Annotated in this window: 21 protein-coding genes; 8 read left to right on the top strand and 13 right to left on the bottom strand. The window is 70.6% G+C overall.

Going from position 1 to position 23,440, the window contains the following annotated elements; all coding sequences use genetic code 11:
• Positions 1 to 208: 208 nt before the first annotated feature.
• The 3 genes from murA to purD form a co-directional block, all read right to left on the bottom strand.
• Entirely contained in the window at positions 209 to 1,486 is a 1,278-nt protein-coding gene (murA, locus tag JOL79_RS32345) for a UDP-N-acetylglucosamine 1-carboxyvinyltransferase (RefSeq protein ID WP_210159745.1), read from the bottom strand.
• Positions 1,487 to 1,666: 180 nt separating this feature from the next.
• Positions 1,667 to 2,515 (bottom strand): phosphoribosylaminoimidazolesuccinocarboxamide synthase, encoded by an 849-nt coding sequence (locus tag JOL79_RS32340; protein WP_307848850.1) that lies wholly within the window; start codon positions 2,513 to 2,515, stop codon positions 1,667 to 1,669.
• A 112-nt stretch (positions 2,516 to 2,627) separates the two neighbouring features.
• Positions 2,628 to 3,872, bottom strand: a complete 1,245-nt coding sequence (purD, locus tag JOL79_RS32335; protein WP_210159743.1) for a phosphoribosylamine--glycine ligase — start codon at positions 3,870 to 3,872, stop codon at positions 2,628 to 2,630.
• 383 nt (positions 3,873 to 4,255) lie between these two features.
• Between purD and JOL79_RS32330 the strand changes: the two genes are divergently transcribed.
• Positions 4,256 to 5,374: a magnesium and cobalt transport protein CorA gene (locus JOL79_RS32330; RefSeq protein WP_210159742.1), complete on the top strand. Its 1,119-nt coding sequence runs from the start codon at positions 4,256 to 4,258 to the stop codon at positions 5,372 to 5,374.
• 9 nt (positions 5,375 to 5,383) lie between these two features.
• Here JOL79_RS32330 and JOL79_RS32325 read toward each other — a convergent pair whose 3' ends face one another.
• Positions 5,384 to 6,025, bottom strand: coding sequence for a TetR/AcrR family transcriptional regulator (locus JOL79_RS32325; protein ID WP_210159741.1), 642 nt, complete (start codon positions 6,023 to 6,025; stop codon positions 5,384 to 5,386).
• A 121-nt stretch (positions 6,026 to 6,146) separates the two neighbouring features.
• Between JOL79_RS32325 and JOL79_RS32320 the strand changes: the two genes are divergently transcribed.
• Both JOL79_RS32320 and JOL79_RS32315 read left to right on the top strand, forming a co-directional pair.
• Complete coding sequence (locus JOL79_RS32320) at positions 6,147 to 7,346, top strand: cytochrome P450 (protein ID WP_210159740.1); 1,200 nt, start codon at positions 6,147 to 6,149, stop codon at positions 7,344 to 7,346.
• Between the two features lie 21 nt (positions 7,347 to 7,367).
• On the top strand, positions 7,368 to 7,562 hold the full coding sequence (locus JOL79_RS32315) for a ferredoxin (RefSeq protein ID WP_210159739.1): 195 nt from the start codon (positions 7,368 to 7,370) through the stop codon (positions 7,560 to 7,562).
• A 215-nt stretch (positions 7,563 to 7,777) separates the two neighbouring features.
• Here JOL79_RS32315 and JOL79_RS32310 read toward each other — a convergent pair whose 3' ends face one another.
• The 6 genes from JOL79_RS32310 to fbaA form a co-directional block, all read right to left on the bottom strand.
• Positions 7,778 to 8,176: a hypothetical protein gene (locus JOL79_RS32310; protein WP_210159738.1), complete on the bottom strand. Its 399-nt coding sequence runs from the start codon at positions 8,174 to 8,176 to the stop codon at positions 7,778 to 7,780.
• Positions 8,177 to 8,195: 19 nt separating this feature from the next.
• Positions 8,196 to 8,468 (bottom strand): type II toxin-antitoxin system ParD family antitoxin, encoded by a 273-nt coding sequence (locus tag JOL79_RS32305; protein WP_210159737.1) that lies wholly within the window; start codon positions 8,466 to 8,468, stop codon positions 8,196 to 8,198.
• An 88-nt stretch (positions 8,469 to 8,556) separates the two neighbouring features.
• Positions 8,557 to 9,483, bottom strand: coding sequence for a glycerophosphodiester phosphodiesterase family protein (locus JOL79_RS32300; protein WP_210159736.1), 927 nt, complete (start codon positions 9,481 to 9,483; stop codon positions 8,557 to 8,559).
• 105 nt (positions 9,484 to 9,588) lie between these two features.
• Positions 9,589 to 10,872, bottom strand: coding sequence for an adenylosuccinate synthase (locus JOL79_RS32295; protein ID WP_210159735.1), 1,284 nt, complete (start codon positions 10,870 to 10,872; stop codon positions 9,589 to 9,591).
• A 139-nt stretch (positions 10,873 to 11,011) separates the two neighbouring features.
• Positions 11,012 to 11,434 carry a DUF3151 domain-containing protein gene (locus tag JOL79_RS32290; protein WP_210159734.1) on the bottom strand — a complete coding sequence of 141 codons (423 nt, stop codon included), beginning with the start codon at positions 11,432 to 11,434 and terminating at the stop codon, positions 11,012 to 11,014.
• A gap of 122 nt (positions 11,435 to 11,556) precedes the next feature.
• Positions 11,557 to 12,579 (bottom strand): class II fructose-bisphosphate aldolase, encoded by a 1,023-nt coding sequence (gene fbaA / locus JOL79_RS32285; RefSeq protein WP_210159733.1) that lies wholly within the window; start codon positions 12,577 to 12,579, stop codon positions 11,557 to 11,559.
• Positions 12,580 to 12,742: 163 nt separating this feature from the next.
• On the opposite strand from fbaA, the gene JOL79_RS32280 reads away from it, so the two are divergent.
• Together JOL79_RS32280 and JOL79_RS32275 are read left to right on the top strand one after the other, a co-directional pair.
• Positions 12,743 to 13,423, top strand: coding sequence for a DedA family protein (locus tag JOL79_RS32280; RefSeq protein ID WP_307848849.1), 681 nt, complete (start codon positions 12,743 to 12,745; stop codon positions 13,421 to 13,423).
• Between the two features lie 43 nt (positions 13,424 to 13,466).
• Entirely contained in the window at positions 13,467 to 13,916 is a 450-nt protein-coding gene (locus JOL79_RS32275) for a hypothetical protein (protein WP_210159732.1), read from the top strand.
• Here the strand turns inward: JOL79_RS32275 and pyrE are convergent.
• On the bottom strand, positions 13,897 to 14,430 hold the full coding sequence (pyrE, locus tag JOL79_RS32270) for an orotate phosphoribosyltransferase (RefSeq protein ID WP_210159731.1): 534 nt from the start codon (positions 14,428 to 14,430) through the stop codon (positions 13,897 to 13,899). The genes JOL79_RS32275 and pyrE overlap by 20 nt on opposite strands.
• Before the next feature lie 105 nt (positions 14,431 to 14,535).
• Between pyrE and JOL79_RS32265 the strand changes: the two genes are divergently transcribed.
• The 3 genes from JOL79_RS32265 (at position 14,536) to JOL79_RS32255 (ending at position 19,904) form a co-directional block, all read left to right on the top strand.
• The gene (locus tag JOL79_RS32265; RefSeq protein ID WP_230985902.1) at positions 14,536 to 15,261 is read left to right on the top strand and encodes a TetR/AcrR family transcriptional regulator; all 726 of its coding nucleotides are present in this window, start codon (positions 14,536 to 14,538) and stop codon (positions 15,259 to 15,261) included.
• Positions 15,262 to 15,382: 121 nt separating this feature from the next.
• On the top strand, positions 15,383 to 18,226 hold the full coding sequence (locus JOL79_RS32260; RefSeq protein WP_210159730.1) for a sigma factor: 2,844 nt from the start codon (positions 15,383 to 15,385) through the stop codon (positions 18,224 to 18,226).
• Between the two features lie 181 nt (positions 18,227 to 18,407).
• The gene (locus JOL79_RS32255) at positions 18,408 to 19,904 is read left to right on the top strand and encodes an NYN domain-containing protein (protein ID WP_210159729.1); all 1,497 of its coding nucleotides are present in this window, start codon (positions 18,408 to 18,410) and stop codon (positions 19,902 to 19,904) included.
• A 73-nt stretch (positions 19,905 to 19,977) separates the two neighbouring features.
• On the opposite strand, the gene JOL79_RS32250 is transcribed toward JOL79_RS32255, so the two are convergent.
• Positions 19,978 to 20,601 (bottom strand): response regulator, encoded by a 624-nt coding sequence (locus JOL79_RS32250; RefSeq protein WP_210159728.1) that lies wholly within the window; start codon positions 20,599 to 20,601, stop codon positions 19,978 to 19,980.
• Between the two features lie 3 nt (positions 20,602 to 20,604).
• The coding region (locus tag JOL79_RS32245; protein WP_210159727.1) for an ATP-binding protein at positions 20,605 to 23,440 on the bottom strand (2,836 nt) is incomplete at its 5' end.

Here is a 23,440-nt window from a genome sequence, read left to right as displayed (position 1 = left end):
GCGATCCGCGCGGAGTGTCTTCCGTGCGCTCGACCAATGTTCGTCCCATCCCACGTCGCCCTCGTTGTTGTGGCTTCTCATTGGAACGATCGCTGGTTAAGGCCGTAATGTCACGCCCGGATTTGCCGGAATACCGTTCTGGAGGGGGTGGCCGGACTCCTTATTAGTAATGTTCGCGCTGGTCAGAAGGGAAATTCGGTTTCCGGACTCAACCCGCTTCCGAAGTGGAAATTTCATGGACCACATCTGCCCCCAGCGCCTGCATGCGCTGCGCGAGCGCCGCGTGCCCGCGGTCGATGAGATAACCGGAGCCGATGGTCGTCTCGCCGGTCGCGGCGAGCCCGGCGAGAACGAGCGCGATTCCGGAGCGGAGGTCGTGCGCGGTCACCTCCGTGCCGCGCAACGGCGTGGGGCCGTGCACGACGGCGCGGCTGCCCTCCACCTCGATGTTGGCGCCCATCTTGTTCAGCTCGCCGGCCAGCGCGAACCGGCCGTCGAAAATACGCTCGTGGATGTAGCTGGAGCCGTCCGCCAGGCAGGCCACGGTCATCAGCGGCGACTGCAGGTCGGTCGCGAAGCCCGGGTAGGTGTCCGTGATCACGTTGATGGGACGCAGCGGCCGTTCCCGGCGGACGTGGAGCACGGCGCCCTGCGTCTCGAACTCCACGCCCATCTGCTCGAGCTTCCACCGGACGACGCCGAGGTGCTCCAGGGACGCGCCGACCAGGTTGACCTCGCCCCCGGTGATCGCCGCGGCCATGGCGAAGACGCCCGCGTCGAGCCGGTCCGGCATCACGGTGTGCTCGACGGCGGTCAGCTCGTCGACGCCCTCGACGGTGATGAAGCCGGTGCCGCCGCCCTGGATGCGCGCGCCCATCCGGGTGAGCATGCCGATCACGTCGAGCACCTCGGGCTCCAGCGCCGCGTTCTCGATCACGGTGGTGCCGCGTGCGAGCGACGCGGCCATGATGAGGTTCTCCGTGCCGGTGTGGGAGGGGGTGTCGAGATAGAGAGGCGCCCCGAGGAGCCCGCCCGCCTTTATGTGGATCACGCTCTCGCCCTCGTCCACCATCGCGCCGAGACGCTTGTAGCCGAGGTAGTGGAAGTCCAGGTTGCGGCTGCCGAGGTTGCATCCGCCGACGCCCTCGATGATCGCCTCGCCCAGGCGGTGGAGGAGCGCGGGGACGAACAGCACCGAGCCGCGGAACCGCCGGGCGATGTGCGCGGGCAGGACCGGGCTGGTGAGCCGGGACGCGTCGATGACGAGCGTCCGCTCACTCTCGTGGAACTCCACCTTCGCGCCGACGGCCTCCGCCAGCTCGACCGCCCTGCGCACGTCCTCGATCACGGGCACGTTGCGCAGGACGGTGCGGCCCTCGGCCGCCATCAGGGCCGCTCCGATCATGGGCAGCACCGCGTTCTTCGCGCCTTGGACGAAGGCGGTTCCGCGCAGTACGTTGCCACCGCGCACGCGGTAACGAACCATTGATGAGACTCCTAAGTTGGGGGAGGGGTGGGAAATCGCACCGGGCGGCAGCCGAATCGTCGGCGGGCGTCGCCGGCTCAGCGTATCCGCTGTCCCGGGCGTTTCGTGGAGGAACTACCCGCAGAACGGATGAGGGAACGCCGTATCGAAGTCGCCTGAGTGACGGGAATGGCGGCGGCCTCAGGACCGGAACGGCTCGCCGGTCAGCCGCTCGTACGCCTCGACGTACCGGCTCCTGGTCCGCTCGACGATCTCGTCGGGGAGCGGCGGAGGGGCCTCGCCGGAAGCCCTGTCCCAGCCCGACTCGGGCGAGAGCAGCCAGTTCCGCACGAACTGCTTGTCGAACGACGGCTGCGTGCGGCCCGGCTCCCACTGGTCGAGCGGCCAGAACCGGGACGAGTCCGGGGTCAGCACCTCGTCGCCGAGCGTCAGCTCGCCGTTCTCGTCCCACCCGAGCTCGATCTTGGTGTCCGCGAGGATGATGCCGCGGTCGAGGGCGATCCGCGCGCCGCGCTCGTAGACATCGAGGGTGATCCGGCGGAGCCGCTCCGCGACGTCCGCCCCCACCTCGGCGACCACCTGGTCGTACGTCATCGGCTCGTCGTGCCGGCCCTGCGGGGCCTTGGTGGACGGGGTGAAGATCGGCTCGGGCAGCCGCGACCCGTCGGTGAGACCTTCCGGCAGCCGCACTCCGGAGACGGTGCCGCCGGCGCGGTATTCGAGGAGCCCGCCGCCGGTGAGATAGCCCCGGGCGACGCACTCGACCGGCACCATCCGCAGCGGACGGCACAGGACGCCCCGCCCGGCGAACTCGGCCGGCACGTCCGTGGAGACGAGGTGGTTGGGCACGATGTCCCGGAGCTGGTCGAACCACCACAATGACAGCCGCGTGAGGATCTCGCCCTTGTCCGGGATGTCCGGACGCAGCACATGGTCGAAGGCCGAGACGCGGTCGGAGGCGACCATCAGCAGCAGCCCGTCGGGCGTTTCGTAGAGATCGCGGACCTTGCCGGAGTGGAGGTGCTTCACCGTGCCGATTCTAGGTCGTGTCTGTCGAGGTGATGTCAGACAAACCCCACCAAAAACCGCCATTTCTGGCGCTCTCCTGGTGGGGACCAGGAGACGCCCGTAAGGGCACTACCTATGCGGAGGACTCGGGCAGGAGCGCGATGTCGGACCGGTGGTGGGAGCCGCGCAGGGTGATGCCGGCGAGCGCCTCGTAGGCCCGCGCCCTCGCCTCGGCGACGTCCGCCCCCGTTCCGACCACGTCGAGCACCCGGCCGCCGCTGGACACGAGCCGGTTGGCGCCGTCGAGGGCGGTGCCCGCGTGCAGGACGTACGCCTCATCGCCGGCCGCGGGAAGGCCCGCGATCGGGTCGTTCTTCACCGGGTCGTCCGGGTAGTTCTCGGCGGCCAGGACGACGGTGACGGCGGCGCCGTCCCGCCAGCGCAGCGGTCCGTGCGCGGACAGCTCGCCGGTGGCGCAGGCGAGCAGCAGCCCGCCGAGCGGCGTCTCCAGCCGGTCGAGCACGACCTGCGTCTCGGGGTCGCCGAACCTGGCGTTGAACTCGATCACCCGGGGGCCGGACTTCGTGAGGGCGAGACCCGCGTAAAGGACGCCCGTGTACGGCGTGCCACGCCGGGCCAGCTCGGCGACCGTCGGGTTGACGACCTCCGCCATGACCTGCTCGGTGAGGCCCTCGGGAGCCCACGGCAGTGGCGTGTACGCCCCCATCCCGCCGGTGTTGGGGCCCTTGTCGCCGTCGTAGGCCCGCTTGAAGTCCTGGGCCGGCTGCAACGGGACCGCGTCGCGGCCGTCGCACAGGGCGAACAGGGAGACCTCGGGGCCGTCGAGGAACTCCTCGACGACGACCCGGCCGCAGGCGCGCGCGTGCTCCAGCGCCTCCTCGCGGCTGTCGGTCACCACGACGCCCTTGCCCGCGGCGAGGCCGTCGTCCTTCACGACGTACGGCGCGCCGAACTCGTCGAGCGCGGCGGCGGTCTCCTCCACGCTGACGCAGGTGCGCGAGCGCGCGGTGGGGACGCCGGCGGCGGTCATCACGTCCTTGGCGAACGACTTGGACCCCTCGATGACGGCGGCCTCCGCGGACGGCCCGAAGCAGGGGATGCCCCCGGCCCGTACGGCGTCGGCGACGCCCGCGACCAGGGGAGCCTCCGGCCCGACGACGACGAGGTCCACCCCGAGGCGCTGGGCCAGGGCGGTCACGGCGGCGCCGTCGGTGGGGACGACCTGGTGCAGGTCGGCCACCTCGGCGATGCCGGCGTTACCGGGGGCGCAGTGGACTTCGCTGACGGCGGGATCGAGTCGCAGGGCGCGGCACAGGGCGTGCTCGCGACCGCCGGATCCGATGACAAGAACGCGCACGCGTCCATTGTCGCAGCCACCGCCGCGGCGTTTCGCCCGTGCCTCTGGGGGGCGGAGGCGGACGGGCCGGGATATGCATGCCCGCTCGGTATTTCACCGGGCTTTTCGGCGAGAAGCGCGGGATCGTCCGAGGCCGGTGGGAGTACTCTGAACCAGGTGTCCCAGCTTGATGTGGTAAGTTAGGCGGGCTTAGCGTCGTCTCGTGGCGATTGGAGGTGGTCCGGGTGAATCCTGGTGATCCTGTCAGTACGTGCTCGCGCACGTACGTCGTGCGCACTCCCGACCACTTCAATCTTGAGCCCGAGGGGCCAGCTCACGCCTGCATTAAGGGGTGACATCGCGTCGCGCGTGGAGCGTGCCGGCTCGGGCGGGAAGGGACCGCCATGCGCTCCTCGATCATGTTTCCCCGCATCAACAGGCACACCCGTGTCCTGCCGACCCGTTTGAGCAGCACCGCCGTGGCCGCTGAGCCGCTCGTCCGCTGCGTCCCGCCAAGCACCTCACTGGTGGAGTTCGGCGCGTACGTCGCCGGTCGCAAGGTGGACGCCCAGGACATCCCCGAGGCCGTGCAGCTGGTGCGGGAGCACAACCAGGACAGCCCCTCGCCCGACGCGTACGTCTGGGTGGGACTGCACGAGCCCGCCGCGCCCGAGGTCGAGTGGCTGGCCGAGGTCTTCGGGCTGCATCCGCTGGCCGTCGAGGACGCCATCAAGGCCCACCAGCGCCCCAAGGTCGAGCGGTACGGCGACTCGCTGTTCGTGGTGCTGAAGACCGTCGCGTTCCTCGACGACGACGTGGCCGACGCCGGCGGTGAGATCATCGGCACCGGCGAGATCATGGCGTTCGTCGGGACCGACTTCGTGGTCACCGTGCGGCACGGCGTCCACTGTCCCCTCGGCGAGGTCCGGGAGAAGATCGAGGCGAAGTCGAAGCTGCTCGGCCGGGGCCCCTCCGGCGTGCTGCACGCCATCGCCGACCACGTGGTCGACAAGTACCTCCAGGTGGCCGACCTCATGCAGGCCGAGCTCGAGGAGGTCGAGGCGGCGGTCTTCGCGGAGGTCAGCTCCCGCGACATCAACCGGATCTACCAGCTCAAGCGCGAGATGCTGGAGCTCAAGCGGGCGGTCGGGCCGCTCCTCACGCCGTTCAACGCGCTGCCCCAGCGCCGCATGATCCCCTCCGAGATGCGTGAGTACTTCCGCGACGTCGGCGACCACCTGTCCCGCGTGTGCGAGCAGGTGCAGAGCTCCAACGAGCTCTCCGACTCGATCCTCCAGGCCGCCCTGGCGCGCTCCAACGCGCTCGCCAACGAGGACATGCGGAAGATCTCCTCCTGGGTGGCGATCATCTCCGTGCCCACGATGATCGCCGGCATCTACGGCATGAACTTCTCGCACATGCCCGAGCTCAGCTCGGTGTACGGGTATCCCCTCGTCCTCGGCGTGATGATCGTGGCCTGTACGTTGCTCCACCGCGCGTTCCGCCGCAACGGCTGGCTCTGACAGGCGGGCTCAGCCTTCGGCGGCGGGCGCGGCGGGCCGGCCGAGAGCGGCCAGGCCGTGCAGGGTGATGTCGACGGCCCGGCGGCCCGCCTCCCACGCCCGATCCGGCGGCTCGTCCCGGTCGACGCTGATGAGCGTCGCCAGGTGCGCGGCGCCGGCGACGGCTCCCACGGCCGCGGCGGCCTCGACGAGGTCGATCTCGTCGGCGTATGCCTGGTGGAGCGCCTCGGCCAGCCGCCGCTGCGTGTCGAACAGCAGGTGCAGCCCGCGCGCCCGCAGCGCGGGGACCGACCTGACCAGGCGGTGCCGCAGCGGGAACAGTTCGGCCGTGAGCTCGCTGTCCAGGATGGACGCCCGTAGCGTCTCGTCGGCGAGGCGGAGCAGGAGATCGGCGACCGGCTCGGCGGGCCGCCGGTCGGCGATCACCTTCAGCGCCCGGCCGGCCCGCGTCTCGTGGTCGAAGAAGACCACGTCCTCCTTGCTCGTGAAGTAGCTGAAGAACGTGCGGGTGGACACGTCCACCGCGGCGGCGATCTCGGCGATCGTCGTCTCGTCGTATCCCTTTTCGTGGAACAGGCGGAGCGACGCCTCGATCAGCGACTGCCGGGTGCGCCGCTTCTTGCGTTCACGCAGGCCAGACGCCTCGTCCATGTGAACAGCCTATGACATCGAGGAGAAACTTTCATTCATTGCAAATCGGTAGTTTGTGGTGTTAGGTGGAAGTGTCGACAGCCCGACAGTGTGCCGTCACAAACACGTACAGGAGCGTGTCATGACCGAGGCCACACCCCAGCTCGACACCTTTCCCATGGAGAGGGAACGCGCCTTCGACCCGCCAGACCTGCTGACGCACTGGCGTGAGGAGGCGCCCATCCGCCCGCTGACCTTCGCCGACGGGCACGAGGGATGGATCGTCACCGGATACGCACCGGCCCGGGCCATACTCGCCGACTCGCGGTTCAGCAGCCGTCCCGAGCTGATGCACTCGCCCATCCCGGAGCGGAGCGCCCGGCTCCAGAGCTTCATCGTGCCGCCGGGATTCTTCATCCGCATGGACGAACCCGAGCACACCCGCTACCGGCGGCTGCTGACCGGCCAGTTCACCGTACGGCGGATGAGGCTACTCGAACCGAGGATCGAGGAGATCACCCGCGACCACCTCGACGCGATGGAACGGCAGGGCCCGCCGGCCGATCTGGTCCGCGACTTCGCGCTGCCGATCCCGTCCCTGGTGATCTGCGAGCTGCTCGGCGTGCCCTACGACGACAGGGAGAAGTTCCAGCGCGACTCGGCCGTCCTGTTGCGCCTGGGCTCCTCCGTCGACCAGATCACCGCCGCCATGGCCGACCTGCTGACCTATCTCCACGACCTGGTCATGCGGAAGATGAAGGAGCCGGCTGACGACCTGCTCAGCGGTCTGATCGCGGGTGGGGAGCTGACCGACAGGGAGCTCGCCGGCATCGGGCTGCTGCTGCTCGTGGCGGGCCACGAGACGACCGCCAACATGCTCGCGCTCGGCACGTTCGCCCTGCTGAGCAACCCCCCGCAGATGGCGGCGCTGCGCCGCGATCCCACCCTGATCCAGAACGCGGTGGAGGAACTGCTGCGCTATCTCAGCATCGTCCACCTCGGCCCGATCAGGACGGCCCTGGAGGACGTCGAGATCGACGGCCACCTCATCAGGACGGGGCAGTCGGTCCTGCTCGCCCTGACGGCGGCGAACCGGGACCCCGGGCGGTTCGAGGGCGCGGACACGCTGGACGTCTCCCGCTCGGCGCAGGGACATCTGGCCTTCGGGCACGGCATCCACCAGTGTCTCGGCCAGCAGCTCGCACGGGTGGAGATGCGGATCGGCTATCCCGCGCTGCTGGCGCGCTTCCCCGGGCTGGCCCTGGCCGTCCCCGCCGACCAGGTGCCCATGCGTACGGACATGGCGATCTACGGGGTGCATCGGCTCCCGGTCACCTGGTAGGACAGGAGTGGGGGTGAGACCGTGAAGATCAATGCGGACACGGACAGGTGTATCGGCGCGGGAATGTGCGCGCTCTCCCTGCCCGAGGTGTTCGACCAGAGCGAGGAGGACGGCACGGTGGTGGTGCTCGACCCGGAGCCGCCGGACAGCATGAAGACGGGCGTGACCAGGGCGGTGAATCTCTGCCCGTCGGGTGCGCTGTCCGTCGAGGAGTGACCGGGCCGGGCTTCCGCGTATCGCGAGTGCCCCGCATGGCGACACGAGGGTGTGACGGACGGCTACTTGACGGATACCGTGCGATGAGATTGGCTGGATATCGGCTGAGAAGCCATTCTTGTGGGTGACCCTGGAGCCCCGTCCTCGTCGAGGGCGGGGCTCTCCCATGCGGGTGGCGGGAGTCAGGCTCCTACGGGCGTAGCGTCTGCGCCGCGTCACTCGGGGTCGGCGACCTCTGTCACCTGCACCCCGTCCAACTCCAGCCCCGCCCACCGGGTGGGGTCCAGCGTGAGGACGTCGGCACCCTCCAGCCGCGCGAGCATCACCGTGTGCGCGTCCTCCCACAGCGGCCCGCCGTCCCGGGCCAGCCCCGCGGCGGCCTGCCCAAGCTCGAGCGCGTCGTCAAAGTCGCCCAGCGGCCCGTACGCACCGTGCTCCAGGCGGGCGATCCCGCGCACCGCAGGCAGGAACCCCTCGTCGGCGCCCCCCATCTCCGCGGCCACCGCCGCGACGACCAACGCGGGCACCATCAGGCGCAGGCCTTGGGCGTCGAACTCGAACAGCAGCGTGATCATCGGCAGGTCACCCCTGGCAACCTCCGACACCACGCTCACGTCCAGAACGAACCCGCGTTCACTCACCGGCGGCCCGGGGGAGGTCCCGCTCGCGCTGCGCGAGCACATACGCCCGCATCCGCTCGACCTTGGCAGAGGCGGCAGGGTCGGACCGCACCCGCTGCACCGCGGCCTGCACCGCGGCGTCGGCCTCGCGGTCGAGCTCGGCCCGCCGCGCCAATGCGGCGTTGACCACCGCCGACACCGACCGGGCCCGCCCGGCCGCGACCTCGGCGTTGGCGTAGTCGAGCAGATGCTCCTCGATCGTCACACTGACAGGCTTCGTCGTCATGCGATAACCATACGATGACAGGGGGTGGGGCGGCAGCGTTTCACCGTGGTACTGGCGGATCGCCGGATCGGTCGTCCTCCAGCGGGAGTCAGGCTCCTACGGGACGTAGCGGGCTGACGGCCTCAGGGAGGGCCAGGCCGCGGGCCGCCCACAGCCGCCGCATGCGGTCGGGGTAGTCGGTCACGATCCCCGCGGCGCCCATGTCGATCAGCCGGGACGCCTCGTCCGGCTCGTTCACGGTCCAGACGACGACGGGCATCCGCCGCTGGGCCGCGCTCTCCATCATGGAGCCGTCGACCAGCTCGCGGTCGGGCGAGAGCGTCGTCGCGCCCACGATCTGCGCGGCCGCGGCGAGGTCGCCGTCCACGTCGTCGAGGTGGAGGCCGTTCATCCACTCGGGGGTCATGGTGGCACGCTCCACCAGGGCGTAGCGCCGGGGGGCCAGCGACCCCGCGGCCGCCACGACGCGCCAGTCGAAGCTGAGGATGGCCGACCGGGACAGTCGGTCGTGCCGCTCCAGCTCCCGCACGACCGCCTCGGTGAAGCGGACGGGGTCGGCGGACAGGCCAGGACGAGTGGGGTCCGACTTCAGCTCCACGTTGAGCCGCACGTGATCGGCCCCGAGGGCGCCGATGAGGCCCAGTACGGCGCCGAGTGTGGGCATCCGGGTGTCGGGCAGCGGCACCTGCGTCAGCGCGAACCGGTCGTCCGGGCGCTGCGGAAGCCGTACGCCCACGTCGAGCGTGCGCAGCTGCGGCAGGGTGAGCGAGATGATCGGCTTGCCGACGTACGGGAACATGTCGTCGCCGGGCTGGGCCATGCCGGTGTCCGCGCTGGTGACGGGAGACACGATCAGGTCGTGGGTGAGCACGAGCTGCCCGTCCGCCGACATCGCGACGTCGAACTCCAGCGCGTCCACGCCGAGCTCCAGCGCGAAGGCCAGGCCGGGAAGGGTGTTCTCGGGCCGCAGCCCCCGCGCTCCGCGATGCCCGTGCAGCTCAACGTATCCATGCACAAGGGCGTACCCTACTGCCTCGCCCGCGGGGAGCCAGGTGCTCCCCGCTTCTGGGCGAGTGTGGGACCAACCCGGTGATTTCACTGGCTTGGGGCCCGTGATTCCTCAGATCAGCGGACGCAACTGGAGCGTCTGGGTGCGGCCGGGGCCGACGCCGATGGCCGAGATCGGGGCGCCGCTCATCTCCTCCAGCGCCCTGACGTACGACTGCGCGTTGGGCGGCAGGTCCTCGAAGGTCTTGGCCTCGGTGATGTCCTCCTGCCAGCCGGGAAGCTCCTCGTAGATAGGCGTGGCGTGGTGGAACTCGGTCTGCGTCATGGGGATCTCGTCGTGCCGCACGCCGTCCACGTCGTAGGCGACGCAGACGGGGATGCGCTCCAGGCCGGACAGCACGTCGAGCTTGGTGAGGAAGAAGTCGGTGACCCCGTTGATCCGGGTGGCGTACCGCGCGATGACCGCGTCGAACCAGCCGCAGCGCCGGTTGCGTCCGGTGGTGGTGCCGAACTCGTGGCCGGTCCGGCGGAGCCACTCGCCCTGCTCGTCCAGCAGCTCCGTGGGGAACGGGCCTGAGCCGACGCGGGTCGTGTACGCCTTGAGGATGCCGATGATCCTGGTCAGGCGGGTCGGCGGGACGCCGGATCCGGCGCAGGCGCCGCCCGCGGTCGGCGAGCTGGAGGTGACGAAGGGGTAGGTGCCGTGGTCGACGTCGAGCAGCGTGCCCTGGCCGCCCTCAAGCAGCACGACCTTGTCCTCGTCGAGCGCCCGGCTCAGCACGAGCGAGGTGTCGGCGATGTGGGGGCGCAGCCGTTCGGCGTAGGCGAGGTACTCCTCCAGGACCTTGGCCGGCTCCAGGCCGCGCCGGTTGTAGATCTTGGTGAGGATCTGGTTCTTCTCGCCCAGCGCGACCTCGATCTTCTTGCCGAGGATGCCGGGGTCGAGCAGGTCCTGCACCCGCACGCCCACCCGGTAGATCTTGTCGCCGTACGTGGGGCCGATGCCGCGGCCGGTCGTGCCGATCCTGGCCTTGCCGAGGTAGCGCTCGCTGACCTTGTCGATGGCCTTGTGGTGGGGCATGATCAGGTGCGCGTTGGCCGAGATCAGCAGGCGATCGCAGGAGATGCCGCGCTCGGCGAGCCCGTCGATCTCGCCCAGGAGCACGCCCGGGTCGATAACCACGCCGTTGCCGATGACGGGCACGACATCAGGCGACAGGACGCCGGTCGGCAGCAGATGCAGGGCGTACTTCTGGTCGCCGACGACCACCGTGTGGCCGGCGTTGTTGCCACCTTGGTATCGCACGACATAGTCGACGTCGCCGCCGAGCAGGTCGGTGGCCTTCCCCTTGCCCTCATCGCCCCACTGGGCGCCCACGAGAACGACAGCCGGCATGGTCTTCTTACTCCCGGGCCAATACGAAAACCCCTGACGCAAGCGCGGCAGGGGCCTCTTGCACACAGAGACTACCCGAGTGCCGGCGTCCGGGTGAACGGAGTCTTAAGCACCGGACATTCCGGGCGCCGGCACATGATCACGAGTTGGCGGCGAGGGCCTCCGCGGCCGCACGGCTGCTGTCGCGCAGGAACTGGGAGCAGCGCTCGGCCTCGTCCTTCTCGCCGATGGCCTGGGCGGCGCGGGCCAGCGCGTGCAGGCAGCGCAGGAATCCCCGGTTGGGCTCGTGGTCCCAGGGGATCGGGCCGTGTCCCTTCCATCCGGCGCGGCGGAGCTGGTCGAGGCCCCGGTGGTAGCCGGTGCGGGCGAAGGCATACGAGGTGACGGCATGGCCCGCGGCGAACGAGTCGTCGGCGAGGAGCGCCCAGGCCGCCGAGTAGGCGGGGAAGCGCGCGGCGACGTCGGCCGCCTTGGCGCCCGATTCGAGCATCTGCCGGGCCTCGAGGTTGTCCGGCAGCAGGGCGGGCGGCGGGCCGGCAAGCAGGTTCTCGTGCGTTTCCATGACGACAGTCTTACCCGTCGGACACCCGGAGAGTAATGGCCCATCCGGCGGGAACGGAGATCGATACGGAAACGATCTTCCATATCGACCGTGTGCTCCGTTCCCGCCGGAACGCCACGCGCTTACTTGATCTTGGTGCCCGCCGACTTGAGGTGGCGGCAGGCCTCGACCACGCGCTCGGCCATGCCGGCCTCGGCGGCCTTGCCGTACGCGCGGGGGTCGTAGGCCTTCTTGTTGCCGACGTCGCCGTCGACCTTGAGCACGCCGTCGTAGTTGCGGAAGATGTGGTCCACGATCGGGCGGGTGAAGGCGTACTGGGTGTCGGTGTCGATGTTCATCTTCACCACGCCGTACGAGATCGCCTCGTGGATCTCCTCCATGGCCGAGCCGGAGCCGCCGTGGAAGACCAGGTAGAACGGCTTCTCCTTGCCGTACTTGGCGCCGACGGCCTCCTGGATCTCCTTGAGCACACCCGGGCGGAGCTTGACGTGGCCCGGCTTGTACACACCGTGGACGTTGCCGAACGTGGCGGCCACGATGTAGCGGCCACGCTCGCCGAGCCCGAGGGTCTCGGCGACAGCCAGCGCGTCCTCCGGCGTCGTGTAGAGCTTCTCGTTGATCTCGCCGACGACGCCGTCCTCCTCGCCGCCGACGACGCCGATCTCGATCTCGAGGATGACGTGGTTGGCGGCGGCCTTGTCCAGCAGCTCGTTGGCGATCTGGAGGTTCTCGTCCAGCGGCACCGCGGAGCCGTCCCACATGTGGGACTGGAACAGCGGGTCCTGGCCGCGGGCGACCCGCTCGGCGGAGATCTCGAGCAGCGGGCGGACGAAGGAGCCCAGCTTGTCCTTCGGGCAGTGGTCCGTGTGCAGGCCCACGGTCACCGGGTACTTCTCCGCCACCACGCGGGCAAACTCGGCAAAGGCCACGGAACCGGTCACCATGTCCTTGACCGTGGTGCCGGACAGGAATTCGGCGCCACCGGTGGAAACCTGGATGATTCCATCACTTTCCGCCTCGGCGAAGCCGCGCAGCGCCGCGTGCAACGTCTGCGACGAGGTCACATTGATGGCCGGATATGCGAACCCGCCTGCTTTGGCGCGGTCGAACATCTCGGCGTAGACCTCGGGAGTCGCGATAGGCATCGGAATTAATCTCCTTCTCGGACGGTAACCGGCGCAGGCCAGTATCCCCAAGGCCGGGCCGGTGAGGGAAGCGCGGGGTCCGTGGTCGTGCCACGGTTCGCGCCTCTCGAACGCGCCTGTCGCCTGCCAGTCTCACCGCATGCGGGACGGGTAGGCTCACCCCGTGGACGTGCTCTTGGACCTTCTTGACCCGAAGTGGTGGCTGGGCATGCTCGGCGCCTTCGCGACGATTGGCGTCATCGCCATCGTATTCGCCGAGACAGGGCTGCTTGTCGGGTTTTTCCTCCCGGGTGACTCGCTGCTGGTCACTGCTGGAATTTTCAGCACCGCCGCGGCCGCCCAGGGGTTCGGGATCGCGCCGCTGTCGCTGCCCACGTTGCTGATCTTCGCGCCGGTCGCCGCGGTCGCCGGCGCCCAGCTCGGACACTTCCTTGGAGCCAGGTTCGGCCGGAAACTGTTCGACAAGCCCGACTCCCGGCTCTTCAAGCGGGAGCACGTGGAGAAGGCCGAGCACTACTTCGAGAAGTTCGGCCCCGCGAGGGCCGTGGTCGCCGCCCGGTTCATGCCGATCGTCCGTACGTTCATGAACCCGGTCGCCGGTGTGCTGGAGATGGACGCCCGCCGCTTCTTCGTCTGGAACGTCCTCGGCGGGGTCGTCTGGGTCGAGGCGATGCTGCTGCTCGGCTACTTCCTCGGTCACGCGGTCGAAGGCATCGACAAGTACATCCTGCCCGGCGTCTTCGTCATCGTCATCCTGTCGCTGATCCCGATCGTGCGCGAGGTGCTGAAGGACCGCAGGGCGTCCCGGCTCGAACCACGCGGACGACACCATGCCCGTAAGTGACGCGGACCACTGAGACGCTGCTCACACCGGCTACTCTCCGAGTGTGGGGCGCCACAGGTCTGACCCGGTCGGCATCGCCAGGACGGTGTTCGTCGTCCTGGCCGTGGCGCTGCTGCTCGCCCTGCTCGCCCTCGGCGTGAAGTCCCTGATGGCGACGCTGGGGTCGGGCACCGCTCCGGCGACGGCCACGCCGTCCTCGTCACCCTCCGTCACCCCGGCGGGTTCTCCGCGGCCCACGGCCCCGCAGGTGCCGACGCTCCGGATCGTGTGCCAGGCCGACAGGTGCCCCGTCTTCGTCCGGATCCCCGGCGGGAACGTGCTCATCGACCGTGATCTGACCCGGGGCGAGCAGGCGTCGTACTCCGATCCAGAGCTCGACGTCGTCATCGAGGACTCCGGCGCCGTACGGGTCGAGGAGAACGGGACGCCCCGCCCGCCCGGTCAGCCGGGCGAGCGGCAGTCGTTCAGCGTGACTAGAGCCCCAGGTCGGTGAGGGTGTAGGCGGTCCGATACGGCACGCCGGCGGCGGCCAGCGCCTCGTCGCCGCCTCGGTGCACGATCGTGGCGATGCCGACGACCTCGGCTCCGGCCTCGCGCAGCGCGTCGACGGCCGTCAGCACCGACGATCCCGTGGTCGTGGTGTCCTCGACGGCCAGCACCCGGCGGCCCGTCACGTCGGGCCCCTCGACCCGGCGCTGCAGGCCGTGCGCCTTGCCCTCCTTGCGTACGACGAAGGCGTCGAGCACGCGGCCACGCGCGGCGGCGGCGTGCAGCATCGCCGTGGCCACCGGGTCGGCCCCCAGCGTCAGGCCGCCGACCGCCTCATATCCGAGGTCTTCGGTGAGATCGAGCATCACCCGTCCGACCAGAGGGGCGGCCACGCCGTCGAGCGTGATGCGGCGCAGGTCCACGTAGTAGTCGGCCTCCCTCCCGGAGGACAGCACCACCCGGCCGTGCACGACTGCCTTTTTCTTGATCTCGTCCAGAAGCCTCTCGCGGTCATTCATGGTGCTCAGCGTACGGGCCCGGGTGTGACACCGGACGCTCCCTGTTTGGAGTGAGCGCTCACTCACTCTTGACGGAGTGAGCGCTCACTCATTATTGTCTTCGGTATGACAGACACAGCACCCCGGCGGCGAGCGCCGGGAATGACCACAGACCAGCGCCGGGCGATGATCGTCGCCGCGACGCTCCCCCTGGTGGCCGAGTACGGCGGAGCCGTGACCACCAGCCAGATCGCCAGAGCCGCGGGCATCGGGGAAGGGACGATCTTCCGGGTGTTCGCGGACAAGGAGGAGTTGATGGACGCCTGTGTGATCGAGGCCATGAACCCCGATCATGTGCTCCGCGAGCTGGGCTCGATCTCTCTCGACGACCCTCTGCCCGCCCGTCTCACCGACGCGGGCGAGGCCCTGCGGGCCCATCTGGTGCGCATGGGCACCGTGCTCGGCGCACTGCACGCCGCCGGTCACGGACGGGGGCGCGGTGAGGGAGAGCGGCCGGCGGCCCGCGGCGGAGCGGCCCGGCGTGGATCGGCCGATGACAGCTCGGGCAGCGGCGGTTCGGGCAGCGGCGGTTCGGACGGTGGCGGTTCGGACGGTGGCGGCTCGGTCCGTGGTCGAGAGGCCAGCCTGAAGGCCACCCGCGACGCGGTGGCCGACCTGATCGAGCCGGATCGGGAGGCGCTGCGCGTCGAGCCGGAGAAGTTCGTGACCATCTTCCTCGGCATGCTCTTCAGCCGGTTCCCCTCGCCGTCGGGTGACCTCGATCCCACGACCGGGGAACTGGTCGACGTCCTCCTGCACGGCGCCCTCACCGGCGGTGCCAAGGCGGGCTGACGGCGGGCCGGATCCGTCTACGGTCTGGCGGTCACTCAGAGTAAACAGCGGCCATCGGTTTAGCCATGATGGGGATTGCGGAATGTAACGCGGTGCAACTCATCGTAATCGCGAGGTCGCAATGCGTAGAGAAGACCGCCAGACCGATGCTGAACTGCTCGAGGCCGTCAAAGGGGGCACGGCCTCCGCCTACGGCACGCTCTATCGGCGGCACGCGGCCGCGGCCCGCTGCCTCGCCCGGCAGCTCGTGCCGGGCGACGACGAGGTGGAGGACGTCCTCGTCGAGACCTTCGCGCGGCTCCTCGAAGTGATCCGGGAGGGCGACGGTCCCGGCTGGGCGTTCCGGCCCTGGCTGCTGGCGTCACTGCGTCGCTACGCCGCCACCGGCGAGGTCGAGGTCACGGGCGACGCCGCCCGGGCGGGCCTGCCGGGGGACGTCTACGTTCCGCCCGACTTCGCGGGTCTGGAGCGTTCGCCGCTCGCCCGGGCGTACCTCTCACTGCCGGAACGGCTGCGGACGGCCCTCTGGCACGCCGAGGTCGAGGGCACGGACCCCGCCGGAATGGCTCCCCACTTCGGGATGTCCGCCGGCGGGGTGACCGGCCTGGCGCGGGCGGCGCGCGACGCGCTGCGCCAGGCGTACGTCCGGCTCCACCTGGAGGCGGGCCCGCACGGGGAGTGCCGGCCGATCCTGCCCCGGATCATCCCGCACGTCGAGGGCGAGCTCCCACTGCGGGAGGCCCGTCTGGTCGACGAGCACGTGGCCGAGTGCATCGACTGCCGTGCCGTGCTGCTCGAGCTCGCCGATGTCACGCAGGGGCTTCGGGTGGTCGTCGGGCAGCTCGTGGCCGGACCGGACGCCGACGACTATCTGGGTGGGATCGCCCGCGCGGCCGATCCCACGCCTGGGCGTCTTCCCCAGTTCGCCTCGCGGATGCGGTTTCCCGGGCTCACGCGGTTGGCCGGCTCCATCGGGCTTTCCGGGCTCGCGGGAGTCTCCGGAGGTGCTTCGCATTCCGGAAGTGCCGGCCTTTCCGGATCGACCGGGGCGTTGGGGCCGCTGCGCCGGGGTCCGCTGGCGGGGGTGCCGACGCCCTACCGGGCGGTCATCGCGTGCGTGGCCGCCGCGTCGCTGGCCACGGCCGCCTTTCTGCTGGTCGTACGGCCGGCCGCGGTCGAACGGCCCGCGCTGTCTCTCGGCGCGTCACGACCGGTTCGCACTCCTGCGGGTGAGGGGGACGTCCCCATGGGATCGGCCGGGGGCGCGGACCCCGGATCGCCCGGTGGATCGGCAGGTGGATCAGCAGGGGGATCAGGCGCAGGATCGGCCGGGGACTCCACCGGGAACTCCGGTGCGGACTCCGCCGGAGGGCCGACGACCACCGCCGCGAGTTCCGGGCGGGAGGGCCCGGGAGCGAGTACGGACGCCGAGGCGGCCCGGCCCCCCCAGACGCGGCAGGAGGAGCCCGGCGAGCGGCGCGGGCCGACGCCGGTGCTGACCAGGGAGCAGGTGCGCGGCACCGGAGACCGGGCCGGTCGGCACGCCGGGGAACACGCAGGAGACCAGGCCGGGGAGCGTGCCGATGGCCTGGCCCTTGACCGCGCCGGTGACCGCGCCGGTGACAGTGCCGGAGAGACGTTGGGGCGGCTGGGCGGCGTGACCGGGGCGGCCCGCCCGGCGCTCGCCGCGACGATCGACACGCTCGGCGCGCTCCTGCGGGCCCAGCCCGGGCTGATCGCGATCCGGCTGCGCAACGAGGGGGCCTCGCGGAGCCGCGAGGTGCGGGCCAGGGTGACCCTTCCTCCCGGTGTCACGCTCATCGCCCCCGCCGGACGAACGGTGGACGGCTGGGCCTGCCGCGGGGCGGGTCACCTGGTGCGGTGCGCGCGCGGCGCGCTGTCCCCCGGAGAGGTGACGGCGATCTTCCTGCGGGTGGCCGTGGCGCCCGACGCGCCGGTGGGCCGCGGCCCCGGGCTGTCGGTCCGGGCGGGCGGGGCGCGGGTGGCGGCCACCTCGTCGAACGGGGTGCGCTCCTCCGGGGTAGCGGCCCGGTTCGCGGCGGACGGCCGGGTGATCACGAAGGTCGTGGGCAACACCCTGGTCGGCTCCGCTCCCTCGCCCCCCGCCTGTGCGGACGGCACCCGTCCCCTTCTACCGGCGACCGGCGTGCCCGTGCCGGTTGATCTCGACCAGGAGGCGTCCACGCGCAGTTCGAGCTGCGCGCGGCTGGACCTGCCGCCCGGCAGCCGTGTGCTGTGGGCCGGGCTCTACTGGGCGGCCGGCGGCCGGGGCGTCCGGCCGGCGTCGAGCATCAGGCTGAGAGCGCCCGGCGCCCGCGAATACTCCCGGGTGCGCGCGGCCGAGGTCACCGGACGCGACCTGTCCGAGGGCTCCGCCTACCAGGCGTTCGCCGACGTGACCTCGGCCGTCCGGGCCGCCGGGCGGGGCCGCTGGTGGGTCGCCGACGCCGGGCGGTGGGCCGGCGCCGTACGGCACGCCGGATGGAGCCTCGTGGTCGTGGCCGCCGACGAGCGGCAGCCGTACACGAGGGTGGTCGTGCTTGACACGGCCGCCGTCGTGAGCGGCGCGAAGGGAGCGCTCCGGGTGCCGCTCGACGGTCTCGCCCCCGTCGCGACTCCGGCCAGGATCGACCTCGTGGTGTGGAACGGCGAGGGCGTGCGGGGCGGCGTCGTGACGCTCGGTGAGCGATCGCGGAACGGACCGCCCGGACGGCGCCACGCCGGAGAGCCAGGGGCCGGGCAGTCAGGCGACGGGGACTCCGGCGGCCTGGGATCCACCGGGGGCTCCGGAGGGCTGGGCTCCGCCGGCGTGTCGCCTGGCGCGGCCGTCGCCGTCGACACGATTCACGCCCTGCTCGGACCTCGCCCGGTGCTGCAGTTGAAGGCGGGCCGGGACACTGTTTTCTTCGGTGTGGCGGCGGTCAGCGCGAGGGGATGGTCATGACCGTCGAGGCAGCGGAAATACCCGGACAAACTGGTACGGTCGGCGGGAACGCTTCCAAGGTCGGGGTTGCGGTCGGCAGTGGATCCGCATCGTGTGGCGGGGGCTGAATCGCCGGGAATCACCCTCGCGGGACCACCCGCTTGTCTACCCTGAGAGAGCCACGTAGGAAGGGCGGTGTCGCGTGGATCGCTGCGCGCTGTTCGTTGACGCCGGCTACGTGCTGGCGGACGGCGCGATGGCCGTGCATGGGACCCGCCATCGCGAGGCCGTCGCGTGGGACTTCCCCGGGCTGCTGCAACTCCTGACCGGCCTGTCCCGCGAGCGTACCGGCCTGCCGCTGCTGCGGTGCTACTGGTATGAGGCGACCATCGAGGGCCGCCGCACCCCCGAGCACGATGTGCTGGCCGACATCCCCGGGCTCAAGCTCCGGCTGGCCCGGATCCGGCCGGGCCGCCGTGAGGGCGTCGACGCGCAGGTGCACCGCGACCTCATGACGCTGGCCCGCAACAACGCCGTGTGCGACGCGGTCGTGGTCAGCGGCGACGAAGACCTGGCCCAGGTGGTCAGCGACGCGCAGGACCTCGGCATCAGGGTCACCGTCATGCAGATCGCCGCCGCCGACGGCGGCTGGTCGGCCTCCCGGACGCTGCGCCAGGAGTGCGACGACCTGATCGAGGTCGGCGGCAACAACCTCCGGCCCTACGTCACCCTGACGACCGCCCAAGACTCCGGGGTCACGCTCGGCAACGGCCAGCACCACCAGCAGTCGTCGGGCAACGGCCAGTCGCACGGCAACGGCGTGGTGCCGCTCGCGAACGGTTCACACGGTGGCGGCCGGTCGTCCTCCGGCCACAGGCGGCACTCCCCGCCGGCGCTTCCCGCGCAGCCCTCGACGCCGCCGTCCTACTCCTCCTATGGGCAGGAGGCGCAGACGACCCAGTCGCAGCCGGGCACCACGCCGCTGTCGCCGCAGCCGGGTCTGTCCCCGTCGTCCCCCTCCCAGTCGGCTCAGTCGGCCCAGTCACAGTCGGCGCAGTCACAGCCGGGGCAGCCCCAGGCGGGTCAGGGACAGTCGCCGCCGTCCCAGTCTTCTCCGTCTTCCCCGGCTCCGCCGCAGGCCCAGCAGCCGTCGTCGCACTCCGCGCCGTCGCCGTTGTCGTCACCGCTGTCGCCGCCGTCCTCACCGGGTCTGCCGTCCTCGTCGCCCCCGCCGCCGTCCGTGCCGTCCACACCGTCCGGGCCCGTGCAGCCGCAGTCGCACGCCGCGCCGACGTCACCGTCCGGCCCCTCCTCGCCGACGGTCCAGACTCCGGCCTCCCAGCCGTCGGGGCCGGGCCTCTACACGACTTCCGGCGGTGGCTACGCGCCGTCGCAGTTGGGGCCGTACACCGGGCCGCAGCCCGCGCCGGTGCCGGTGCAGAACACCGGCACCACCACGCTGGCCGAGGCGGTGAAGGCGGCGCACAAGGAGGGGCACGACTTCGGCGACTCGGTGGCCCGGGACGCGCCCGCGCTGTGGCTGGAGGCCGTGCTCGCGCGCAAGCCCCGCATGCCGTCCGACCTGGAGGCCCGCCTGCTCCAGGGCTCCTCGCTCCCGATCGACTTCCTCCTGCACGACGAGGTCCGCCACGCCCTCCGCCGCGGCTTCTGGGACGCCCTGGAACGCGCACGGCGATAAGCCGGCCGACGCCCGATGGACGGGCTGGCGCATCCGGCGCCGCAGCGACCGGACCGGCCCATGGGTTCGCGGGTCAGCCGAGGGCGTCGAAGCCTGCGCGGAGGTGGGCCACCCGCTCGCCGAGGTCGGTGAGCGCGCCGATGATCGTGGTGTCACGGGACTTGCCCGCCAGTTCGCGTACGTGGGTCAGTTCGTCCTCGACTGCCGCGATCCGCTGGGACAGCTCCCCCAGCACGGACGCATGGTCGGCGCCGGGCAGTTCGGCGGACAGCCGCTCGCGCAGCAGCGAGGCCTGCTCGCTGAGCCGCCGGTTCATGGTGTAGAGCTCGACGAAAACCGCGACCTTGGCCCGCAGCACCCACGGGTCGAAGGGTTTGGTCAGGTAGTCGACCGCGCCCGCGGCGTACCCACGGAAGGCGTAGTCGGGGGCGCTGTCGACGACGGTCAGGAAGATGATCGGGATGTTGCGGGTGCGCTCCCGCCGCTTGATGTGGGCGGCGGTCTCGAATCCGTCCATGCCGGGCATCCGCACGTCGAGCAGGATGAGCGCGAAGTCGGTCGACAGGAGGGCCTTCAGCGCCTCCTCGCCGGACCTGGCCCGGATGGGCACCACGTCCAGTGAGCTGAGGATCGCCTCCAGGGCGATCAGGTTCTCCTCGCGGTCGTCGACCAGCAGGACCCTGGCGCGGTCGGGCATCCGTCAGGCCTCCTCGGGAGCGTCGCGCAGCTCCGCGGGCGCCGCGTGACGCGCCCCCGAGCCTGCCCCCACGCTCGCCCCTGCGCCGCCGTCACCCCGGCTGCGCTGCAGCCAGCCGCGCAGCCGTTCGAGCAGCCGGTCGACGTCGACGGGCTTGGGCACGTAGTCGGAGGCGCCCGAGGCGATGCTCTTCTCCCGGTCGCCCCGCATGACCTTGGCCGTCAGCGCGATGATCGGCAGGTCGGCGAACTGCGGCATCTTCCGCACGGCGGACGTGGTGGCCCAGCCGTCCATCTCCGGCATCATGATGTCCATCAGCACGAGAGCGACGTCCTCGTTGCGTTCGAGTTGCTCGATGCCCTCCCGGCCGTTCTCGGCGTACACGACGGAGGCGCCGTGTCGTTCGAGGACGCTGGTGAGCGCGAAGACGTTGCGGATGTCGTCGTCCACGATCAGGATCTTCGCACCGTTGAGGGGGTCCTCGCCGCCCTGCCACTCCTGCGGCTCGACGGCCTGGGCCATATGCGGGACCGGCGGCTCGGCCTGCGGCGGGATCTCCGGGGTGAAGCCGGTGACGGCCACCTCGGGGGCGCTGACCTCCTCGTCGTCGATCGGCACGGCGGCGATCGCGCCTCCGTCGTGGGCCGCGAGCGGGCCGGTGTAGGAGAGCGGCAGGTAGAGGGTGAAGACGCTGCCCCGGCCCGGCGCGCTGTCCACGTGGATCTCGCCGCCGAGCAGGCGGGCGATCTCACGGCAGATCGACAGGCCGAGCCCGGTGCCGCCGTACTTGCGGCTGGTGGTGCCGTCGGCCTGCCGGAACGCCTCGAAGATCACTTCGAGCTTGTCCGGGGCGATGCCGATACCGGTGTCCACGACCTTGAAGGCGAGGATGTTGTCGTCCAGCACCTGCAGCGTCTCGTCGACGTAGAGGACGTCGGGAGACGCCGGGGCCACCTCCAGCCGGACCTCGCCCTTCGGAGTGAACTTCACGGCGTTCGACAGCAGGTTGCGCAGCACCTGCTGGAGGCGCTGCTCGTCCGTGTGCAACTCGTCCGGTACGGCCGTGTCGACCTGGACGACGAACGAGAGGCCCTTGTCCTGGGCGAGCGGCGCGAAGGTGGCCTCGACGTAGTCGACCAGCCGGGGCAGCGACAGCTCCTGCGGATGGATGTCCATCCGGCCGGCCTCCACCTTGGACAGGTCGAGGATGTCGTTGATCAGCTGGAGCAGCGCGGAGCCCGCGTCGTGGATCGTCCGGGCGAACTCCACCTGCTGAGAGGTGAGGTTGCCCTCGGTGTTCTCCGTGAGGAGCTTGGCGAGCACGAGCAGGCTGTTGAGCGGAGTGCGCAGCTCGTGTGACATGTTCGCGAGGAACTCGGACTTGTAGCGGGACGAGACGGCCAGCTGCTCGGCGCGCTCCTCCAGAGTGCGGCGGGCCTGTTCGATCTGGAAGTTCTGGATCTCGATGGCGCGGTTCTGCTTGGCCAGCAGGGCCGCCTTGTCCTCCAGCTCGGCGTTCGACCTGCGCAGCTCCTCCTGCTGGCGCTGCAACTCGTCCGAGCGCTCCTGCAGCTCGGTCGCGAGACGCTGCGACTCCGTGAGCAGGTCTTCCGTACGGGAGTTGGCGATGATCGTGTTGATCGTCACCCCGATGGTCTCGACCAGCTGGGTCAGGAACGCCAGGTGGACCTCGCCGAACTGGTTGAACGAGGCCATCTCCAGCACGCCGAGGACGTGGTTCTCGAACAGAATCGGCAGAACCACGATCTGGGCGGGTGCCGACCTGCTGAGCCCGGTCTCGATCGTGATGTACTCACCGGGCACGTTCTCCAGGATGATCTGCTTGGCCTCCTGGGCGGCCTGCCCGACGATGCCGTCGCCGAGGGCGAACCGGTCACGGGGGCTGGACCCCGGCTGGATGCCGTACCCGGCGATCAGCCGCAGCTCGCCGTCCTGCATGAGATAGCAGGCGCCGTGGCTGGCCGACACGAGCGGCGTCAGCTCGCTCATGATCAGCCGGGAGACCTCGATGAGGTCGCGGTGGCCCTGCATGAGGCGGGAGATCCGGGCCAGGTTGGACTTGAGCCAGTCCTGCTCCTGGTTGGCCGTCGTGGTGGCGCGGAGGTTGGACACCATCGTGTTGATGTTGTCCTTCAGGTCGGCCAGCTCGCCCTCGGCGTCCGCGGTGATCGACTGCGTGAGGTCGCCGCGGGCGACGGCGCTGGTGACGGCGGCGATCGCGCGCACCTGGGTGGTGAGGCGCCCGGCCAGCTCGTTGACGTTCTCGGTGAGGCCCTTCCAGATGCCCTCGACGCCCTCGACCCGGGCCTGGCCGCCGAGGCGGCCCTCCGAGCCGACCTCGCGGGCGACGCGGGTGACCTCGGACGCGAAGGAGGACAGCTGGTCGACCATCCGGTTGATCGTGGTCTTGAGGGCGAGGATCTCGCCCTGGGCGTTGACGTCGATCTTCCGGGTGAGGTCGCCGTTGGCCACCGCAGTCGTCACCTCGGCGATGTCGCGCACCTGGTAGGTCAGGTTGTTCGCCATCGAGTTGACGTTGTCGGTGAGGTCCTTCCACACGCCGGAGCCGCCGCGCACGCGGGCCTGGCCGCCGAGGCGGCCCTCGGTGCCGACCTCGCGGGCGACGCGGGTGACCTCGTCGGCGAAGGCGGAGAGCTGGTCCACCATCGTGTTCATGGTGTCCTTGAGCTGGAGGATCTCGCCCTGGGCGTCGACGGTGATCTTCTTGGTGAGGTTGCCCTGGGCGACGGCGGTGGAGACGGCGGCGATCTGGCGGACCTGGGAGGTGAGGTTGTTGGCCATGAAGTTGACGTTGTCG

The organism is Microbispora oryzae, assembly GCF_017896165.1.
Lineage (GTDB): Bacteria > Actinomycetota > Actinomycetes > Streptosporangiales > Streptosporangiaceae > Microbispora > Microbispora oryzae.
The sequence above is the reverse complement of the archived record's forward strand: the minus strand, read 5'-3'. Positions and strand labels throughout refer to the sequence as shown.